This is a genomic window from Bradyrhizobium denitrificans (assembly GCF_013179005.1).
GTDB classification, from domain to species: domain Bacteria; phylum Pseudomonadota; class Alphaproteobacteria; order Rhizobiales; family Xanthobacteraceae; genus Bradyrhizobium; species Bradyrhizobium denitrificans.
On sequence record NZ_JABFDP010000006.1, the window covers coordinates 1 to 19,686 of the forward strand.

General features: G+C 65.8%; 17 protein-coding genes. 11 read left to right on the plus strand and 6 right to left on the minus strand.

Going from position 1 to position 19,686, the window contains the following annotated elements; translation table 11 throughout:
• Positions 1 to 35 precede the first annotated feature (35 nt).
• Positions 36 to 1,157 carry an AI-2E family transporter gene (locus tag HL671_RS07395; RefSeq protein WP_172236023.1) on the minus strand — a complete coding sequence of 374 codons (1,122 nt, stop codon included), beginning with the start codon at positions 1,155 to 1,157 and terminating at the stop codon, positions 36 to 38.
• A gap of 221 nt (positions 1,158 to 1,378) precedes the next feature.
• Between HL671_RS07395 and HL671_RS07400 the strand changes: the two genes are divergently transcribed.
• Entirely contained in the window at positions 1,379 to 2,122 is a 744-nt protein-coding gene (locus tag HL671_RS07400; protein WP_172236024.1) for a L,D-transpeptidase, read from the plus strand.
• Between the two features lie 15 nt (positions 2,123 to 2,137).
• The gene (locus HL671_RS07405; protein ID WP_012046811.1) at positions 2,138 to 2,794 is read left to right on the plus strand and encodes a DUF2865 domain-containing protein; all 657 of its coding nucleotides are present in this window, start codon (positions 2,138 to 2,140) and stop codon (positions 2,792 to 2,794) included.
• Positions 2,795 to 2,803: 9 nt separating this feature from the next.
• Here HL671_RS07405 and HL671_RS07410 read toward each other — a convergent pair whose 3' ends face one another.
• The gene (locus HL671_RS07410; protein WP_172236025.1) at positions 2,804 to 4,897 is read right to left on the minus strand and encodes a methyl-accepting chemotaxis protein; all 2,094 of its coding nucleotides are present in this window, start codon (positions 4,895 to 4,897) and stop codon (positions 2,804 to 2,806) included.
• A 176-nt stretch (positions 4,898 to 5,073) separates the two neighbouring features.
• Here HL671_RS07410 and HL671_RS07415 point away from each other — a divergent pair, with 176 nt between their 5' ends.
• The gene (locus HL671_RS07415) at positions 5,074 to 5,229 is read left to right on the plus strand and encodes a Thivi_2564 family membrane protein (RefSeq protein ID WP_172236026.1); all 156 of its coding nucleotides are present in this window, start codon (positions 5,074 to 5,076) and stop codon (positions 5,227 to 5,229) included.
• 59 nt (positions 5,230 to 5,288) lie between these two features.
• On the opposite strand, the gene HL671_RS07420 is transcribed toward HL671_RS07415, so the two are convergent.
• A complete protein-coding gene (locus HL671_RS07420; protein WP_172236028.1) occupies positions 5,289 to 7,451 on the minus strand; it encodes a malate synthase G in 2,163 nt (720 codons plus the stop codon).
• A 1,070-nt stretch (positions 7,452 to 8,521) separates the two neighbouring features.
• On the opposite strand from HL671_RS07420, the gene HL671_RS37955 reads away from it, so the two are divergent.
• Both HL671_RS37955 and HL671_RS07430 read left to right on the plus strand, forming a co-directional pair.
• Positions 8,522 to 8,668 (plus strand): hypothetical protein, encoded by a 147-nt coding sequence (locus HL671_RS37955; RefSeq protein ID WP_210263803.1) that lies wholly within the window; start codon positions 8,522 to 8,524, stop codon positions 8,666 to 8,668.
• Between the two features lie 254 nt (positions 8,669 to 8,922).
• Positions 8,923 to 9,885 (plus strand): phosphatase PAP2 family protein, encoded by a 963-nt coding sequence (locus HL671_RS07430; RefSeq protein WP_172236029.1) that lies wholly within the window; start codon positions 8,923 to 8,925, stop codon positions 9,883 to 9,885.
• 160 nt (positions 9,886 to 10,045) lie between these two features.
• Here HL671_RS07430 and HL671_RS07435 read toward each other — a convergent pair whose 3' ends face one another.
• A complete protein-coding gene (locus tag HL671_RS07435; protein ID WP_012046805.1) occupies positions 10,046 to 10,414 on the minus strand; it encodes a hypothetical protein in 369 nt (122 codons plus the stop codon).
• A gap of 325 nt (positions 10,415 to 10,739) precedes the next feature.
• Between HL671_RS07435 and HL671_RS07440 the strand changes: the two genes are divergently transcribed.
• Positions 10,740 to 11,729 (plus strand): cytochrome-c peroxidase, encoded by a 990-nt coding sequence (locus HL671_RS07440; RefSeq protein WP_172236030.1) that lies wholly within the window; start codon positions 10,740 to 10,742, stop codon positions 11,727 to 11,729.
• A gap of 287 nt (positions 11,730 to 12,016) precedes the next feature.
• On the opposite strand, the gene cysC is transcribed toward HL671_RS07440, so the two are convergent.
• Both cysC and cysD read right to left on the minus strand, forming a co-directional pair.
• A complete protein-coding gene (gene cysC, locus HL671_RS07445; RefSeq protein WP_172236031.1) occupies positions 12,017 to 13,933 on the minus strand; it encodes an adenylyl-sulfate kinase in 1,917 nt (638 codons plus the stop codon).
• Between the two features lie 13 nt (positions 13,934 to 13,946).
• Positions 13,947 to 14,771: a sulfate adenylyltransferase subunit CysD gene (cysD, locus tag HL671_RS07450; RefSeq protein WP_012046802.1), complete on the minus strand. Its 825-nt coding sequence runs from the start codon at positions 14,769 to 14,771 to the stop codon at positions 13,947 to 13,949.
• Between the two features lie 204 nt (positions 14,772 to 14,975).
• Between cysD and cysG the strand changes: the two genes are divergently transcribed.
• From cysG to HL671_RS07475, 5 genes are read left to right on the plus strand one after another with little or no spacing between them, the layout of a single operon-like run.
• Positions 14,976 to 16,406 carry a siroheme synthase CysG gene (gene cysG / locus HL671_RS07455; protein WP_172236032.1) on the plus strand — a complete coding sequence of 477 codons (1,431 nt, stop codon included), beginning with the start codon at positions 14,976 to 14,978 and terminating at the stop codon, positions 16,404 to 16,406.
• The gene (locus HL671_RS07460) at positions 16,407 to 16,721 is read left to right on the plus strand and encodes a DUF2849 domain-containing protein (protein WP_012046800.1); all 315 of its coding nucleotides are present in this window, start codon (positions 16,407 to 16,409) and stop codon (positions 16,719 to 16,721) included.
• 10 nt (positions 16,722 to 16,731) lie between these two features.
• Complete coding sequence (locus tag HL671_RS07465; protein ID WP_012046799.1) at positions 16,732 to 18,387, plus strand: nitrite/sulfite reductase; 1,656 nt, start codon at positions 16,732 to 16,734, stop codon at positions 18,385 to 18,387.
• Positions 18,374 to 18,892 carry a DUF934 domain-containing protein gene (locus HL671_RS07470; RefSeq protein WP_012046798.1) on the plus strand — a complete coding sequence of 173 codons (519 nt, stop codon included), beginning with the start codon at positions 18,374 to 18,376 and terminating at the stop codon, positions 18,890 to 18,892. The genes HL671_RS07465 and HL671_RS07470 overlap by 14 nt, the downstream gene beginning before the upstream one ends.
• The gene (locus HL671_RS07475) at positions 18,889 to 19,614 is read left to right on the plus strand and encodes a phosphoadenylyl-sulfate reductase (protein ID WP_172236033.1); all 726 of its coding nucleotides are present in this window, start codon (positions 18,889 to 18,891) and stop codon (positions 19,612 to 19,614) included. The genes HL671_RS07470 and HL671_RS07475 overlap by 4 nt, the downstream gene beginning before the upstream one ends.
• The last annotated feature ends 72 nt before the right edge of the window (positions 19,615 to 19,686 follow it).

Sequence of the window (19,686 nt, forward strand, 5' to 3'; positions counted from 1 at the left end):
ACCCGCCTCTGGACCAGGGTTTATGAGTCCACGCCCTAGTCGGCGGGTAGTTGCGGCGAAGTGTCCGGCAGCAGGTGCTCTTTCACGATCAGCGCCACGATGAGCAGCGGCGAGGCAAGGAAGGCGCCCATCGGACCCCATAGCCACGTCCAGAAGGCGAGCGCGATGAACACGGCGAGCGCGTTGAGGGCCAGGCGTCTGCCGATGATCGTCGGCGTCACAAAATGCCCCTCCATGAAGGTGATCGCGGCGAAGATGAGGGGCGCGACCATCCCGCCGCTCAAGGTCGGGAATGCGATCAAGCCGACCAGAATCAGGACGCAGAACATCGCGATGGGCCCGATGATCGGAATGAAATTCAACGTGGCGGCGAGCGCGCCGAGGCCGGCGGGATTGGGCATGCCCGTGAGCGCGCAGGCGAGCCCGGTCGCGACGCCAACGCCCGTATTGATGAGTGTAACGGTCAGCAGATAATTGCCGAGATGCAGTTCGAGCTCATTGAGGATGCGCAGCGTCCGCAATCGCGCATCATGGTCTCCGAAGGTCATGATCAGGGTACGCCGCAGATCGCGCCAGCTCGCGATGAACAGGACAAGCGTCGCGAAGAACAGCAGGAATTCTGTAAAGGTCGGCGACAGGAACTCGATGGTCGGTTGCACCCAGTCGAATTTCGGCAGCTCGAGGCTCGGAGGCGCCTGCGCGCTGCCGCCGCCAATCGCCGCCTGCATCTCATGCCACATCGCGAGCGGTCGATCGAAGACGTGCAGTTTGGCCTTGAGCTGGGTGGCGAGTTCAGGAAGTCGGTTGGTCCAGTCGAGCACGGGCGCCGAGATCAGGCCGATGATGAAGGCCAGTCCGGCGGCGACCGCGATCACGATGAGCACCGCGCCGACACCGCGCGGCACACGATGACGCTCAAGGAAGTTGGCCGCCGGCGACAGCATCGTTCCGACCACGAATGCCATGACGATCGGAAGAAAGAATCCCTTGGCGACATAGAGGACGCCGGTGACGCAGATCGCCGTCAGAATCACCAGGGCGACGGCGACGATCTCGGCGCGCTTGATGACGGGAGGGAGCTCGTGACGGCTCTCGGTCAGGGCTGAGCTGTCGTTGCCGCCAGCCGTCACCCGCTCGGTGGGAAGTACACGGACCATTGTTTCCCCCGATGGAGTTCTCGCGCGCAGCTCTCCCGCCGGCGACGTTCTGTTCTGCGCAAACACACGAAGGTGGCATCGGGTTCCGTCGCGTGAACGTGAGGGCCTGCTGGCTTGACTGATGTAGAGGAGCCACATCGGGCCGGAACTGCGGCGCGCCGATGGGCGTTGGAGAAGCAATCATGCGTCGCACCGCGATGCTCGTTTGACAGGGGCACTCCATGACACAGCTTGTTTCTGGCGCGCGCCGCTTCTCGCGGCGGACCGCCATCGTGATGGCCGGTACTGTCGCTCTCCTGCTCGGGCCTGCCGTGACAGATGCTCGCGCGCAAAGCCTCGGTTACGCGCCGATCGAGCAGCAGACCTTTCCTCCCGATGAGTCGAGATCGCCCAACACCGCGCAGGACGAGGACAGCCTGCTGCCGGAGCGGCTGCGCCGCACGATCGTCAACCTGGATACGCGGGAGGCGCCGGGGACGATCATCATCGATACCGGCAACACCTATCTGTACTACGTGCTCGGCGGTGGCCGGGCGCTGCGCTACGGCGTGGGCGTCGGCCGGGAGGGCTTTACCTGGACCGGCGTGCAGACCATCACCCGGAAGGCGGAATGGCCAGATTGGCATCCGCCGGCCCAGATGATCGCGCGCCAGCCCTATCTGCCGCGCTTCATGGCCGGCGGTCCAGGCAATCCGCTCGGTGCGCGCGCGATGTATCTCGGCTCCAGCGAATACCGCATCCACGGCACCAACGACCCGACCACGATCGGCAAGTTCGTCTCCTCGGGCTGCATTCGCCTGACCAATGAGGACGTCACCGACCTGTTCAGCCGGGTGCAGCTGGGCAGCAAGGTCGTCGTGCTGCCGAAGAATGCGTCGCTGCAGGCCCGCACGACACCGGGGCGTGGGACCCCGCTGCCGTCCGGGCGGCAGGCGATGTCGCTGCCGGTGGCGGCCGTGAACTGATCGGAGAGCGGAGCCATGACCAGTCGAAGCATATGCGCGGCCATCGCGGTGGCAACCATCACGACAGCTGCCGCGCTGTCCGGGCCGAGCGCGGCGCGTGCGCAGGATTTTTTCTCGGCGCTGTTCGGCGGTTTCAATGCCCGGCAGGCGCCGCAGCCCTACGTCCGGATGCCGTTCGCCGACGAAGCGCCTGCGCCGCGCCCGGCGCCGCGTGGCGAGGCCACCTCCCGCGGTGGCGGCGGCAGTGTCGCCTGGTGCGTCCGGACCTGTGATGGCCGCTACTTCCCGCTCGGCGCCACCGGCGACCAGAGCAAGGAAGCGGCCTGCAACAGCTTCTGCCCGGCCGCCAAGACCGAGATCGTCTATGGCAGTTCGATCGACGGCGCCGAGACCGAGAGCGGCAAGCCTTATTCGGCGCTGCCCAACGCCTTCCGCTATCGCACCGAGGTGGTCGACAGCTGCACCTGCAATGGCAAGGACCATTTCGGCCTCGCCCAGGTCTCGATCGACAACGACCCGACCCTGCGCAAGGGCGACATCGTGGCCAGCGACGACGGCCTCAAGGTGGCGAACCGCAGTGCAGGCCGCAAGAGCGCGGAGCTCAACTTCTCGCCGGCGCCGGCATCGCTACGCGCGAAGTATGAGCGAGCCCCGCTGATGGCGGCCGACTGACCCGGCGCCTCATGCCGCGCGGATGTTGCTGAGGAAGTCCGTGACCTGGTGACGGAGATTTCGGCTCTGGTTCTCCAGCGTCTCGGAGGCGTGCCGGACGTTCTCGGCCGCGGCGGCTGCGGCGTCGGCGTCGGACTTCACCCCGGTGATGTTGTCGGAGACGTTCTTGGTGCCGTCGGCGGCAAACTGGGTGCTGCGCGAGATCTCCTGCGTTGCTGCACCCTGCTCCTGCACGGCGGCGGCAATCGCGGTGGCGACCTCGTTGACCTCGCCGATGATGCCGCCGATGCGCTGGATCGCATCGATCGCATCATTGGCGACGCGCTGAATGTCGGAGATCTGCTCGGAGATCTCGTCGGTCGCCTTGGCGGTCTGGCTCGCCAAGGTCTTGACCTCCGAGGCCACGACGGCAAAGCCCTTGCCGGCCTCGCCGGCACGCGCCGCCTCGATGGTGGCGTTCAGCGCCAGCAGATTGGTCTGCGAGGCGATGCTGTTGATCAGGCCCACCACCTCACCGATGCGGTTGGCCGATTGCGACAGGCCCTGCACGGTGCCGTCGGTCATGCGCGCCTGCTCCACGGCGCGGCTGGCGATGCCGGCGGCATGCGAGGCCTGCTTGCTGATATCGGCAATCGAGGCGTTGAGTTCCTCCGCCGCGGAGGCGACCGTCTGCACGCTCATCGAAGCATCGTTCGAGGCCTTCTCAGCCACCTCGGCGCGGGCATTGGTCTGCCGCGAGACATTGGTCAGGCCGGACGACGTCGCCTGCATGTCGGTGGAAGCGCGGCCAAGCTGCTCGAGCGACTCGCGCACCAGCCCCTCGAACTCGGCAACATAGGTCTCGATCGCGCGCTGGCGCGCCGCCGCGGTGGCGTTGCGCTCACGTTCCTGGGCTTCGATTGCGATCTTCTCATTGGCCTGCTGCTTGAAGGTCTCGAGGGCACCGGCGAGCGCGCCGATCTCGTCCTGTCGCTGCGTGTAGCCGGTATCGACAGTGAGATCTCCCCCAGCGACCGCCAGCATGGCGTCACGCATCCGGTGCAACGGCCGGATGACCCGGCCGCTCACGGCGGCTATGGACGCGCCGCCCAGCCCGACGGCGATGAGCAGGAGTGTCAGCTGGAGCATCAGCGACGTCATTGCAACGCTCTGCTGCGCTGCGGAGTACTCCTTGGCTGCGTCGAGCGCCGCCTCGGCCAGCGCGACCGCGCTCGTCATCTTGTTCACGGAGAACGGACTCCACTGATATGGCGTCAGTTCGGGCTTTTCGCCCTTCTGCACAGCCGCCAGCAGACGTTCGCGCAGGCCGGCATATTCCGGCGTGAAGTAGGCCTGCTCCGTGCTCGACATCGCCGCCGAAAGCGCCGGGGGCAGGTTCATGCCGGAGGTGGCGAGCTGGACCGCCTTCCATCCGGTCTCGATACCACCGACGAGCTTGGTGTAGGCCAACACCGCCTCGGGCGACACTTTGCCGGCCGCCAGCGCGTTGCTCACGACGAGCGATGCCTCACCGGCCGTGTTTCGCATCAGCCAGGCCATCTGCTTGATCATGAGCAATTGGTCGACGGTCGCGCTCTGATGATTGACGCTGGCGGCGATATTCGCCGTGATCTTGTCGAGCAGGGCCAGCAGCGCGTCGAACGTTTCGCCATACTCCTTGGGTAGGCCAGCGCGGCGAGCCGCTTTCGGCTTGACGATCTCGCTCCAGAACTCGCTGTGCTCCGCGCTCAGCGTCTTGTTGAGCCGGTCGAGCTCGGCGATCAGGTTCTCATTCTGTTGGAAGTCGATGCCGCGCAGCAGTTCGAGACTGCGGTTCAGCGCAGGAACGTAGATGTCACGCGCGGAGCGCAGGAATTTCTCCGTGTCGCCATCCATCGCCTGATCGGCATTCAGGACCCGGATCGTGGTCGAACGATCACTGCGCATGCTGTTCATGGCCTTGAACAATACGCCCGAGACCTCGGCAACGCCTGCGATCCGTTGAGCGGATTGCAGCCGATTCCAGGAATTCCAGGCGTTCAGCGAGAAGATGGTGATCACAGCGAGGGCGGCCGTGATGATGACCGTCTTCAGCAGCGACGAAATGGTCAGGCGGTTCAGCATTTCGATCTCCGATTCACGGCCCATTCGACAGTAAAACCAGTAAAAGACTGGATGCACCGCTGGCCCGTGGAACTACGGATAGGGGCAAATGCTGAAGTTCCGACTGCGGAACTTCGCGCGGCTGAGCGGGTTAGGAGAGGAGCGCCAGCGCATTCTCCATCTCTCAGGGGCCTTCCATGCTCATCAGTGCTCTCGTCACCTTCCTCGTCGTTCTCTTGATCCTGTATCTCATCAATCTGCTGCCGATCGACGGACGGGCCAAGCAGATCTGCCGGGTCGTCGTGATCGTGCTCGGGGTGATCTCGCTGCTGCGATACATCGCGGTGATATGAGCGGGATCATGTTACCTCATGCTGAGTAAAAAAAGCCCCGGCTGAGCCGGGGCTTGTCGTCAGGCCTGCGCTTTTGCCTCACGGCGCCGCGCGGTCAGGATGTACTCGGTGTAGCCGTTGGGCTGGGTGCGACCTTCGAACACCAGATCGCACGCCGCCTTGAACGCGACGCCATCGAATGCCGGCGCCATCGGCTTGTAGAGCGGATCTCCGGCATTCTGCTTGTCGACCACCACGGCCATGCGCTTCAGCGAGTCCATCACCTGGTCCTTGGTGACGACGCCATGGTGCAGCCAGTTGGCAAGATGCTGGCTGGAGATGCGCAAGGTCGCACGATCCTCCATCAGGCCGACATCGTGGATGTCCGGCACCTTGGAGCAGCCGACGCCCTGGTCGATCCAGCGCACGACATAGCCGAGGATGCCCTGGCAGTTGTTGTCGATCTCCTGGCGGACGTCGTCGGGGGCCCAGTTCGAGTTCGACACCGGAATGGTGAGGATGTCGCCGAGCTTGGCGCGCGGGCCGCCCTTGGTGAGCTCGGCCTGACGGGCGTGCACATTGACCTGATGATAGTGCAGGGCATGCAGCGTCGCCGCGGTCGGTGACGGCACCCAGGCGGTGGTCGCGCCCGCCTGCGGGTGGCCGATCTTCTGCGCCAGCATGTCCGCCATCTTGTCCGGCGCGGCCCACATGCCCTTGCCGATCTGGGCGTGGCCCGGAAGGCCGCAGGTCAGGCCCATGTCGACGTTCCAATCCTCATAGGACTTGATCCAGGGCTGCGCCTTCATCTCGTTCTTGCGGATCATCGGGCCCGCTTCCATCGAGGTGTGGATCTCGTCGCCGGTGCGGTCGAGGAAGCCGGTATTGATGAACACGATGCGCTTGGAAGCCTGCTGGATGCAGGCCTTGAGGTTCACCGTGGTGCGGCGCTCCTCGTCCATGATTCCGACCTTCATGCTGTTCTCGGGCAGGCCGAGCAGCTTCTCGACGCGCGCGAACAATTCGACCGTGAGCGCGACCTCGTCGGGGCCGTGCATCTTCGGCTTGACGATGTAGATCGAGCCGGTGCGGCTGTTCTTGACCTTGGAATGGCCCTTGAGGTCGTGGATCGCCAGCAGGCCGGTCACGGCAGCGTCGAGAATGCCTTCCGGCACCTCCTCGCCCTTGTCGTCGAGCACGGCGTCGGTGAACATGTGATGTCCGCAATTGCGGATCAGCAGCAGGCTGCGCCCGTGCAAAGTCAGCGTGCCGCCGGACGGCGTGGTGTAGCTGCGGTCGCTGTTCAGCGCGCGGGTCAGCGTCTTGCCGCCCTTCTCGAAATCGGCCGACAGCGTGCCGTTCATCAGGCCGAGCGTGTTGCGATAGACCAGCACCTTGTCCTCGGCATCGACCGCGGCGACCGAGTCCTCCATGTCGAGAATGGTCGAGACCGCGGCCTCCAGGATCATGTCGGAGACGCCGGCCGGATCGTCCTTGCCGATGACGTGGCTGCGATCGATCACCACCTCGATGTGCAGGCCGTTATTGGCGAGCAGGATCACGCTGGGCGCTTCCGCCGAACCCTGGTAGCCCGCGAACTGCGCGCCATCCTTCAGCGCCGTGGCGTTGCCGCTCTTGAGCTTGGCCGAGAGCTGCCCCGCGATCACGCTGTAGGCGGTCACGTCGGTATGGCTGCCGGTGGCGAGCGGCGCAGCCGCGTCGAGAAACGCCTTGGCCTTGGCGATCACCTTGTCGCCGCGCGCCTTGTTGTAGCCCTTTCCGCCCTCGCTCGGATCATGCGGGATGGCGTCGGTGCCGTAGAAGGCGTCGTAAAGCGAGCCCCAGCGTGCGTTCGCGGCGTTCAGCGCGTAGCGCGCGTTGGTCAGCGGCACCACCAGCTGCGGGCCGCAGATCTTGCCGATCTCCTCGTCCACATTGGCGGTCTCGACCTTGTGGGTCGCCGGCTCCGGCAGGAGATACCCGATCTCCTTCAAAAACGCCTTATAGGCGCCGAGGTCGAAGGCCTTGCCCTTGTTGGCAAGGTGCCAGGCATCGATCTTGTCCTGCAGGGCGTCCCGGTAGGCAAGTAGCGCGCGGTTCTTCGGGGCGAGATCGCGCAGGATGGCGGCGACGCCGGCCCAGAACGCGTCCGGATCGATCCCCGTCTTGGGTGCCGCCTCCTTGGCGATGAAGTCGAACAAAACCGGGGCGATCTTCAGTCCGTGGGCGTCGATACGGGTCATGATGAGACGTTTCTCTCGGGTCAAAGCGACGTTGCGCGTGTTTTGGGCGTGCTGAAATCGCCGCCTCGGGGGGCGGCGCGTGCAGTGCATTTAGCGCCAAAGCGGGGTCCAAGGAAGGGGGGAGGGGTATCGCCGTTGGTCTGGGGCAGGGATGGTTCCGGGCGCGGTCGTCCGGGGGCGGGGGCGATCTGTCGTCCCTGATGTCCAGGCATTCGCTCGCCGTCATTGCGAGGAGCGAAGCGACGAAGCAATCCAGGCTGCCGCGGCGGCGACAGTCTGGTTTGCCTCGCTTCGCTCGCAATGCCCCTTGAGGTTGCATGGCCCACGTCAGATTCTGCATCTGCGGACAATCACCTTCGTCCTCGCGACGCCTGACCGCGTCCGAGCTTTGTTGATGTGCGGCCTCTCGAACACGAGAGGCGCTGGGAAGGCCGGGTGCGGGCTGCACCCATGGCCCGCCTGCAGACAAAAAAGCAGGCGGCAGTCACCACAGGTACGAGCCGGACATCCGGCCTTCCCTGCGCGATGGCTTTAACGGTTGCTCCGTGGTCTCCCCGGTGCGCCGGGCTTTCTGGTCACCGTTGCCCGCGCGACGCGTCAGCGTCGTCGCTTGCGTGGCATCAGCATCGGGATGCCAGGACCCCACGGCTTGGCCGTGCGCCTTAGGGACTGTCCGCCAGCCTGATCGCTCACGCCGCAGCCCAAAGCGCCCACCGCATCCCGCACCCGACGTCCGTGACGGTCGCGAAACGCCCCTCGTGTGGGACGGGACGCGAAGACATAAGCATTGATTCTGAAAAAAAGAAATAGGAATATTTCTGCCTTGGGGACTGGACAGGGCAAATCAGGTTGATAGCGCAGGCGAATTCGGGTTTCCTGCAACAGAAGTTCAAGCGGCTGGCTTCAACAGCTACTGGGCGCCAGCCCTCGATCGCACATCAACCGCGAGAGCCGTTCATGCCTGATCTTGCATTTGAAGGGTCACCGACCGGCGCTGGATCGAGGTCAAGCGTGACCTGTACCGAGGGCCTCCGCATTGCCGCGCCGTGCTTGTCATCGCGCAGGATCGAATGGCGGTCACACTCGATCTGAAGGTCGACGGTGCCTGGACGTCCGCGATCTTGCAGAGCGCCGAAGCCGAGCTGTCGCTGCCCGGCTTCGGCCTCAGCTGCCGTATCGCCGATCTCTACGAACGCACGCCCGTGCTTCGTCATTAGGTTGTCGTTCGTAGGGTAAGCAAATGCGCGCCCGCGCATCGCGCAGGTGCGTCATGCCACCCGTGTGCCGGCCCGGCAGCGATGCGTTCGACTCTGTCTTTCAAGACGGATGGCAGGCCGAGGCAACGCCGTGTCCATTGCGCGCGATCGCATATTCTCAGCCCCAACGTGCGTTGCATAGAGTTGTGCAACCTCAATTAACCTCACCTTAGATTGTTACCGTATAATTACGGGTGTCACCGGGGGTGGGGATGATGAACGCTGATACGGAGCTGAATCACGCGCGGCGTCTGCATGTCGCCACATGGTTGGCACTCGTTGCGATCTATCTGATCGTCGCGATTTGCATGGCGAGCTCGCAGTTCTCGTTTGTCGTCGAGAGTGGCCTGCTGGCCTCGGTCGAAACAGCGGCCGCATTCGCTGCGGTCGGCTATGTCATCTCCCGGTGGTCGTGGGGTCTGCGGCCGGCCTTCGTGCTGCTCGCGCTGGCCCAGCTCAACATCCTATTCCTCTGCGGCACGCCGCTCTCCTACATCGCGGCATCGGCGGCTCTGCCGCTGCAGGATCACAGCCTGGCCCGGCTCGACGAGCTGCTCGGACTGGATTGGCCGGGCTACTATCGCTACTTCGTCTCGCAACCGGAGCTGCTGCGCTACGTTCCGATGTTCTATGCGATGATCGGATGGCTCGGCCTCGGCGTCCCGCTGTTGCTCGGGTTGACGAAGAACCCTCTCCGTCTTCAGCAGTTTACGCTGGCCTGCGTGATTGCGGTGTTCGTGACGGCGCTGGTGTCGGCGCTGTTTCCGGCTGTCGGCACCTACCAGCATTACGGCCTGCCACCGGAGACGGCGGACTTCCGGGCGACGGGCTATCTGGTGCAGCTCGATCGTCTGCCGTTCGTGCGCGACGGATCGCTGCGGGCGCTCAACGTGACGCAATTGGGAGGTATCGTGACTTTCCCGAGCTTCCATGCAGCGGCGGCGGCGCTGGCGCTTTGGGGATGCTGGAGCGTGTGGTGGAGCCGGCCGATCGCGATCGTCACCAATGGTGGCATGCTGGTGGTCACGCCGCTGGTGGGTGGGCATTACTTCATCGACGTGATCGCCGGGATCGTCGTCGCCGTGCTGGCAACCGCCGCGGCAACGTCGCTTCGCCTGCCGTCGATGGATCGACGCGGGGCGATGTTTGGACTTCGCCAGCGGACGGAGCCGGCGTGAACAGCTCATGCGATGGCAAAGACGCGCCGACTCTCGGTGCCGCCTTGCTCGCCCCAGGTTTCGTCAATCTCACAACGCCTAAGCATGCGGCGTCGGCGCGGCAGCTGAAAAGGGCGGGTGACGCGTTGCTCATCCGCCCTGCCAGCAGTCTCGAACGACCTTATTGATATCGTCCGTTGGCGCGGGCGTTGTCGTACTTCACGCGGGCGCGCTGCTCGGGGGTGACGCAGGTGGTGTCGCCGACATAGGCCTCGCGCCAGACGTAGCCCTGACGGCAGGTCCTGGAGCCATAGGTGCGGTCGGTGGCGCTGACGCGGTTGCCGGCCTGGCGGTTGTCGAGCGCGGCGCGGGCGCGCTGCTCCGGTGTCACGCAGGTGTGGTCGCCGGGATAGGCTTCGCGCCAGACATAGCCGACCTTGCAGGTGTCGGGTCCGTAGGCGCCGCCGGCCTGCGCCTGCGACATCGCGCCGAGGCTGGTGATGATGAGAGACAAAGCGAAGCCAATCTTGGTGACGGTGGAGCGCGACATGGTGACCTCTCCTTGAGTGTGTGAATCAGCGCCGAGGATGGATAGCCGGTCGGCCTGGACGACGTGTCCGCTGCGCGGCTTGCTCAGCGCCCTGGCCGTGGGCGTAGCGTTAGGACGCCCCGCCCGCATCGACCGTGACGCCCATCACACGGATGCGACGCTGACGGCAGCCGCGCCGATGGCCAAGCGCGATCGAGACCCGACCGCCATCGGTTGTGCGGCGGCCGACACTCGCGCGTCGATTCCTCGCCGCCGCACAGTCCTACTTCGGACGTAAAAGCTATCAACAATGATTTGCATGTAGAGGGTGCGGGGGAGACGAGTCATGTCGGTGACTGGAGTGCGGTTGGTCGTGTTGTGTCTTGGCCTGCTCGCTCTGCCCGCACTGGCGGCCGACAAGTCCGTTGCGCCATACCTTGCTGCGGTAGAGCCAAAGCCGACGCCGCCGCATTTTGCTGCCATTGTGGGGAAGCCCTTGTCGCTGCTTGCTGCGGCGATAGGGCAAAAGCCCAAGGATACGAATCGGGATCCGCACCGGGCCGCGCATCAGCCGCCACATGCGGTTGCGGCGACGGAGAAGCCGAAGGCGGCACCGCAGGTCGCTGCTGCCGCTGAGACGCCGCCGGCCCAGCTCTCCGAGGCAGAGCTCGCGGCCAAGGGGCTGCAGCTGTTCAACGACGCCAGCCTGTCCGGCGGCAGCAAGGCGTCCTGCGCGACCTGCCACTTCTCGACCGGGCATACCAACAACAAGACCTATGTCGGGCTCGACGTGGTCGCCGATGGCGATCCCAATGGCCGCAACACGCCGACGCTCTGGGGCGTCGGCGAGCGCTCGGTGTTCGGCTGGACCGGCCAGGCTGCGACCCTGGAGGACAGCATCCGCGGCATCATCGTCAACCGCATGAAGGGACCGGAGCCGTCGAAGGAGACCTTGGCGGCCCTCGTCGCCTATGTGCGCACCTTGAAATATCCGGCGAATTGGCAGCTCAAGGAGGATGGCTCGCCGACGGCCGACGCCAGCGCGGCGGTGAAGCGTGGCTACGAGCTTTATCTCAACGATGGCGGCTGTGGCACCTGCCATCAACTGACGAGCTTCGACAAGAAGAGCCGCGACGACATTGGCACCGGCGGCAAGTTCAAGGTGCCGGCGCTGCGCGCGGTGGCGTCGACCGCGCCGTATTTCCACGACGGCCGCACCGCCTCGCTGCGCGAGGCGGTGAAGATGATGTGGGAAGTCTACGCCAAGAAGATGGAGTCGCGGCAGCCGACCGACGCCGAGCTCGACGATCTCACCGCCTATGTCGGTGCGCTCTGACGCGGCGACATCGAAGGAAAGTCCTGCCCGACCGACTCCACCGACTCCATTGTCGTGGTTAAGCTGATCTCGAGATTTTGGCCTCTGCTGTTCGCCCCCGGGTCTCGCCTTTGGCGAGCCCGAGAACAGGCTCCGGCGGACGCTCCAGTCCGCCGTGACATCCCGGTTCAATGTCTTCTGCCGCGGAGTACTGGATGCTCCGCCTTCGCGGAGCATGACAGCGGTGGAGACGGCGAGAGCTCACCCCGGAAACAATGCCCGATTCCGGGGGGAGACGCTGGTCGAGTTCAGATATTGGCGCCGAGATCGGCGATGTCGTCGAACAGCACGCCGGTCTTCGAGAGCAGTGCTTCCAATTCGTCGGTCGCGTCGGCGATGCCGCGTGTGGCGGTGTCGATCACGAGTTCCGCGTCGAGCGGCGGCTCATAGTCGGTGCCGATGCCGGTGAAGTTCTGCAAGGCTCCGGCGCGGGCCTTGGCGTAATGGCCCTTGGGATCGCGGCTCTCGCAGATCTCGGCCGGTGTTGCGACGTGGACCTCGCGGAACAGATCGCCGGCGATGCGGCGGGCCGCGGCACGGTCGTCGCGCGCCGGCGACACGGCGGCGACGATCGCAATCTGGCCGTTGCGGGCGAGATGGGTCGCGACCTCGGCGAGGCGGCGGATGTTCTCGGCGCGGTCCTCCGGCGTGAAGCCGAGATCCTTGTTGAGGCCGGCGCGCAGGGTGTCGCCGTCGAGCAGCACCGGGTTGCCGCCGCGGCTGAACAGCCGCCGCTCCAGCGCACGCGCCAAGGTCGACTTGCCGGCGCCCGGCAGCCCGGTCATCCACACCACGGCGCCCTTGTGGCGATAGCGGTCGGCGCGCTCCTGCGGCTGCAGCGCCGACTCCACCGGCATGATGTCGACCGGCGTGGCGCGTTTGCCGGCCGCGATCGACAGCACCAGCCCGCCGCCGGCAATGCGGCCCTGAACCTCGATGACGAGGCGCCCGGTGCGCGCGTTCTCGGTGTAGGGATCGACAGCGACCGGCTGGGTCAGCGCGATCTCGATCTCGCCGACATGGTTGCGCGCGATCGCGGCGTTCTCTTCGTTGGAGAGCGAACCCGGATCGACCGCCTTCTCGATCGCGACCACGCTGCCGCGCGCCTCGCGGGTGCCGAGCCGCACCAGGATGTTGTCGCCCTTGGCGAGCGGCTGGTCGTGCAGCCAGAAGATCCGGGCGTGCAGCCGCCGCGCCGCCTGCGGCTCGCGACCGACATGGGCGATGACGTCGCCGCGCTCGATGAACAGTTCACGGTCGAGCGTGATGCCGACCGAGCGGCCCGCGCCTTGCGGCGCGGTGACCGGGGTTTGCGGCCAGCCCTCGACGGTCTTGATCTTGGCGATCTTGCCGGCCGGCATGATCACGATCTCGTCGCCGGTCTGGAGTTCGCCGGCCTCGACGCGGCCGGCGACGATGCGGCGGTCGTCGAACTTGTAGATCGCCTGCACCGGCAGGCGCAGAGGCAGGCTCGACAGCGGCTTGGCCGGCTCCAGGCCGTCGAGCGCCTCGACCACGGTCGGGCCGTCATACCAGCGGATGCGCGAGGTGTGCTGGGCGACGCCATCGCCGTCGCGCGCCGAGATCGGGATTACGGCGACCGGCTTGACGCCGAGGCCTTCGAGGTGGGCGGAGATCTCGGTCTTGATCTCGTTGAAGCGGTCCTGGCCGAAATCGACGCGGTCCATCTTGTTGACGACGACGGCGACCTGCTTCACGCCGAGCAGGTGCAAGAGATAGCCGTGGCGACGGGTCTGGTCGCGCACGCCTTCGAGCGCGTCGATGATCAACACCGCGCCGTCGGCCTGCGAGGCGCCGGTGATCATGTTGCGCAGGAATTCGGCGTGGCCGGGCGCGTCGATCAGCACGACCTCGCGCGCATTGGTGCGGAAGCGGATCTGGGTGGTGTCGATGGTGATGCCCTGGTCGCGCTCGGTCTGCAGCGCGTCGAGCAGGAACGACCATTCGAACGGCATGCCGCGGCGGGCGGAGACCGCCTGCAGCATCTCCAGCTTGCCGTCGGGCAGGCTGCCGGTCTCATGCAGCAGGCGGCCGACCAGGGTCGACTTGCCGTGATCGACATGGCCGACGATGACGATGCTGACCTGCGGGCGGGTGGTGCCGTTCGGCGTGGCGGGGGCGGCGGAGGGGACGCGCATGTTCATTGCCTCGCTCCGCTCACAGATAGCCGGCGACACGAAGCCGCTCGAACGCATCCTCGGTCTCGTGGTCGAGCGCGCGTCCCGCACGCTCCGGCACCTTGGTGCTCTCGAGCTCGGCCAGAATCTCGGCGATGTTCGAGGCATTGGAGGCGACGGGGAACGTGATGTCCTGGTCGCCGAGCGAGCGATAGCGCTTGCCGTTCTTGGAGAGATACAGCGGGATGATCGGAATGTTCTCGCGCGCGGTGTAGGCCCAGATGTCGGCCTCGGTCCAATGCAGGATCGGATGGATGCGCAGATGCGCGCCCGGCGGCGGCGAGGCGTTGAAATGGTCCCAGAATTCCGGCGGCTGGTCGCGCACGTCCCAATTGCCCTCGGCGCCGCGTGGCGAGAAAACGCGCTCCTTGGCGCGGGTCGCCTCCTCGTCGCGGCGGATGCCGGCGATCAGGCCGTCGAAGCCGTGCTTGGCGAGCGCCATCTTCAGGCCCTCGGTCTTGCGGGCGGCCGAGCGCGCTGCGGGTGGCAATGTCGGATCGACGGCGTCGATCGGCGGGCACGGTTCGACGCGGAGATCGAGGCCCCATTCCTGCGCATAAGTGTCGCGGAAGGCGTACATCTCCGGAAACTTCTTGCCGGTATCGACATGCATGGCCGGAAACGGCACGCGGCCGAAGAAGGCCTTGCGCGCGAGCCAGATCATCACATTGGAATCTTTTCCCAGCGACCACAGCAAAGCGAGCTTCTTCAGCCGTGCAAAGGCCTCGCGGAGAATGTAAATGCTCTGCGCCTCCAGCTGGTCGAGATGATCCATCGTCGGCGCGGCGCTGAGGGCGCGCGGCATGGAAGATGCCTGGTCGAGCTCAGAGGAGGGCAACCGATCTCTCGAAACGTCGTTTGTGAGAATGTGCATGCTGCGAGCCTTCGCCTACTTGGGAGAAAATTCTATGGCGAAGCCAAGGAATATTTTTCTCTTTGCGTTCCGGCGGGGACACTTATATAGAAAATAATTCCAGTCAACCCCGAAGAGTCGAAACCGAAGAGCGCAATGCAATATCTGCCGGTGTTTCTCGATCTGAAGACCGGCCCCGTGCTGCTGATCGGCGCGGGCGAGCTCGTGCGTGCCAAGCTTCGGGTGTTGTTGGCGGCGGGCGCTCGCATCCGCTGGTTCGCCACCGATGGGGATTTCGAACTCGGCGGGCTGCACGATGATCATGGCCAGATTGCGCGCGCCGAGGGCGATCCGCTGAGCGCTGACCTCTCGGGTGTGATCGCGGTGCTGTGCGCCGGCGCCGGCGACATCGGTGTGGCGATGTCGGCGCGGGCGCGCGCAGTCGGTCTGCCCGTCAATGTGATGGACGACCTGGCGCATTCCAGCTTCATCTTTCCGGCGATCGTCGATCGCGGCGATGTCGTGGTCGCGATCGGCACCGGCGGCTCGTCGCCGGTGGTAGCGCGCCGCGTGCGTGAGCGCATCGAGGCGCTACTGCCGGCGCGGATCGGCGAACTCGCGAGCTTCATCGGCGACTTCCGCAAGACCATCAATCCGCGCATCCCCGAGATGCCGCTGCGCCGCCGGTTCTGGGAGCGCATCGTGGACGGCCCGATCGGCGCATTGGTGCTGGCGGGGCGCAAGCATGAGGCCGCGGCGGCGCTGCATGGCATCGCGGATCCCTCCGCCTTTGCCGGTGCGGATCATGCGGGCCGCAGCGACGGTCATGTGACGCTGGTCGGCGCCGGTCCCGGCGATCCCGATCTTCTCACCATCAAGGCGCTGCGCGCGCTGCAGGACGCCGACGTCGTTTACTATGACGAGCTGGTCACGCCGGAGATTCTCGACCGCATCCGCCGCGACGCCTCGCGCGTGCCGGTCGGCCGCCGCGTCGGCAAGCCCGGCATCGGCCAGGACGCCGTCAACAAGCTGCTGATCGAGGCCGCGCGCGAGGGCAAGCGCGCCGTCCGGCTGAAGGGTGGCGACTCCTACGTGTTCGGCCGCGGCGGCGAGGAGGTCGACGCGCTGCGCCATGCCGGCGTCGCCTACACCATCGTGCCCGGCATCACTGCCGGCATCGGCGCCGCCGCGCAGTTCGAGGTGCCCCTGACGTTCCGCAGCAAGGCGCTGCGCATCACCTTCCTCACCGCGCACAAGGAGCGCGACGCCGAGGCGGTCGACTGGTCGGCGCTGACAGACACCAAGATGACCGTCGTCGTCTACATGGGCATGACGGCGGCGCCCGCCGTGCGCGCCGGCCTCCTCGCCGCCGGCCGCTCGCCGCAGACGCCGGTCGGCGTGTTCGCGCGCGTGACGCGGCCGGATGCGCAGGCGGCGGTCGGCACCTTGGATCAGCTGCCGGATCTGGTCGGCCAGATTGATGGCGGCCCGGCTATCCTCATCATCGGCGACGTCGTGGCGCATTCAGCGCCGTGGCGTCAGAAGAACCTCAGTGGCGTGATTGCAAAACTCCTGGAACCCGTCTGAATGACCTCCCCGCTGCAACAGAAGATCAAGATCACCGGTCCCTCGATCATCACTGCGAACCGGACCTGGGACGGCGCCGTGATCTACCGCACCGGCACCAAGAGCTGGTCCGACGAATTGACCGACGCCGCGATCGTCCGCACCGCCGACGAAGCGCGCGCGCTGCTGTCGGAAGCGGTCGCCGATGATCTCAACGCGATCGGCCCCTACATCGCACCGGTTGAGGTTGCGACGGACGGCGCTGTCAAGCCCGGCAATATGCGCGAACATATCCGGCTGACGGGCACCACCATCGCGCTGCCGGCTCAAGCCTGAAGGCCCTCTCATGTATGCTTATGACGACATCGATCGCACCCTGGTCAATGAGCGCGTCGCCGAATTCCGCGACCAGGTGAAGCGCCGCCTGTCCGGCGAGCTCACCGAGGACGAGTTCAAGATCCTGCGGCTGCAGAACGGCGTGTATCTGCAGCTCCACGCCTACATGTACCGCATCGCGATTCCCTATGGCACGCTGTCGTCCGAGCAGCTGCGCCGGCTGGCGCATGTCGCGCGGCGTTATGACCGCGGCTACGGTCACTTCACGACCCGGCAGAACATCCAGTTCAACTGGATCAAGCTCGCCGAGCTGCCGGATGCGATGGCCGACCTCGCCGAGGTCGGCATCCAGTCGATGCAGACCTCCGGCAACAACATGCGCAACGTCACCTCCGACCAGTGGGCCGGGGTCGCGCCGGGCGAGGTCGAGGATCCCCGCATCTGGGCCGAGCTGCTGCGCCAGTTCACGACGCTGCATCCGGAATTCTCGTTCCTGCCGCGCAAGTTCAAGATCGCGATCACCGCGTCCGCGCACGACCGCGCCGCGATCAAGATCCACGACATCGGCCTTCGTCTGCTGAAGAATGAGCAGGGCGAGACCGGCTTCGAGGTGCTGGTCGGCGGTGGTCTGGGCCGCTCGCCCTTCATCGCCAAGACGATCAAGCCGTTCGTCCATGGCCACGACATTCTGAGCTATGTCGAGGCGATCCTGCGCGTCTACAACCAGTATGGCCGCCGCGACAACATCTACAAGGCGCGCATCAAGATCCTGGTCCACGAGCTCGGCATCGAGACCTTCGCCGCCGAGGTCGAGGAGGAGTGGCAGCAGATCCGCGACGGCGTGCTCAAGCTCGACGACGGCATCGTCGAGGACATCCGGTCGCGCTTCTTCTATCCGGCCTATGAGACGCTGCCGCACATGCCGGACGAGCTGCGGCAGGCCGCGCATGATCCGAAGTTCGAGGCCTGGCGCAAGAACTCGGTGGTCGCCCACAAGGTGCAGGGCTATGCGATCGTGACCGTGTCGCTGAAGCCGATCGGCAAGCCTCCCGGCGATGCGACCGCCGACCAGATGGATGCGCTCGCTGACATCGCCGACAAATATTCGTTCGGCGAGATCCGCGTCGGCCACGAGCAGAATCTGGCGCTGCCGCATGTCCGCAAGCGCGATCTGCCGGCGGTGTGGAAGGCGCTCGACGCCATCGGGCTCGCCATTCCCAACGTCAACCTGGTCTCCGACATCATCGCCTGCCCGGGGCTCGATTACTGCTCGCTGGCCAATGCGCGTTCGATCCCGATCGCGCAGGAGATCACCCGCCGCTTCGCCAATCACGACACGGCGAACCTGATCGGCCGGCTGCACATCAACATCTCCGGCTGCATCAATGCCTGCGGCCACCACCATGTCGGCCATATCGGCATCCTCGGCGTCGAGAAGAACAACGAGGAATTCTATCAGATCACCATCGGCGGCCGCGCCGACGAGGGCGCCGTGCTCGGCACCCTGATCGGACCCGCGGTGCCCTATGCCGAAGTCGCCGATGTCGTCGAGGACATCGTCGAGGCCTATCTTGCGCTGCGCGCGAGCCCCGAGGAGCTGTTCGTCGACACGGTGGCGCGGCTCGGGGTCGAACCATTCAGGGAGCGGGTTTATGCCACTCGTTAAGGGCGGACACATCATCACGGACGAGTTCGTCCGTATCACCGACGATGCCGATCTGCCGGCGCAGGGCGCGATCCTCGTCTCCGAGACGCGGTTCCTCGCAGGTCCCGATGCGCTGGTGAGCCGCACCGGCGGCAAGCTTGGCGTGATCTGGCCGAACAATCGTGACGTCGACGATCTCGTCCCCTATCTCGACCGGCTGGCGCTGATCGCTCTGGTGTTTCCGAGCTTCCGCGACGGCCGCGCCTACACCCAGGCGCGCTTGCTGCGGGAGCGCTACGGCTTCCGCGGCGAGCTGCGCGCCACCGGACAGGTGCTGCGCGACCAGTTCGTGTTCATGCTGCGGGCCGGCTTCGACGCTTTCGACGTCAAGAAGCAGGCCGATGCCGAGGCGTTCAGCGAGACCGTGAAGCGCTATTCGGTGTTCTATCAGCCGGCTGGCGACGGCCGGATCTCGGCGCTGCATCAGCGCCTGCAACTGCGTCATTCGGAGAGTGCCGGGCTGTGAGCACGCTGGCTGTATCACCTTCGGTCGGGCACACGCCGGACGCGGCGCTCGACGCCGCGCTGCGGACGGCCTCGCCGCAACAGGTCATCGCCGCCGCGTTGCAGGCGATCGGCCGCGAGCGGCTTGCGGTGGTGTCGTCCTTCGGCACGGAATCGGCCGCGTTGCTCAAGGTCACGGCCGATGTCGATCCGGCGATCCCCGTGATCTTCCTCGACACCGGGCACATGTTCGCGGAGACGCTGGCCTATCGCGACCAGCTGATCGAGATCCTAGGCCTGCGCGACGTGCGCTCGGTCGCACCCGATGCCACGGCGCTCGCGCGCGAAGATGCCGACAACGATCTGTGGTTCTCGGACCCCGACGCCTGCTGCCGCATCCGCAAGGTCGAGCCGCTGGCGCGCGCTCTCGCGCCCTTCACCGCCTGGATCAACGGCCGCAAGCGGTTCCAGGGCGGTTTGCGTGCGGCGATTCCTGTCGTCGAGCAGGATGGCGCCCGGGTGAAGTTCAACCCGTTCGCCAATGTCGCTCGCGAGGACATCGCGGAGATCTATCGCGCGGCCAACCTGCCACAGCATCCGCTGGTCGCCGCAGGCTTCCGCTCGATCGGCTGCATGCCCTGCACCAGCCGCTCGGATGCGAACGAGGATGATCGCGCCGGCCGCTGGCGCGGCCGCGGCAAGACCGAGTGCGGCATCCATACGGTGGCGACGTCGTCGGTGTAGTTGGGACGTCGCCTGCCGGCTGCTTGGTCGCCCAAGACGGCATAGTGTCGCGGCAAAGAACAGCTATCCCAA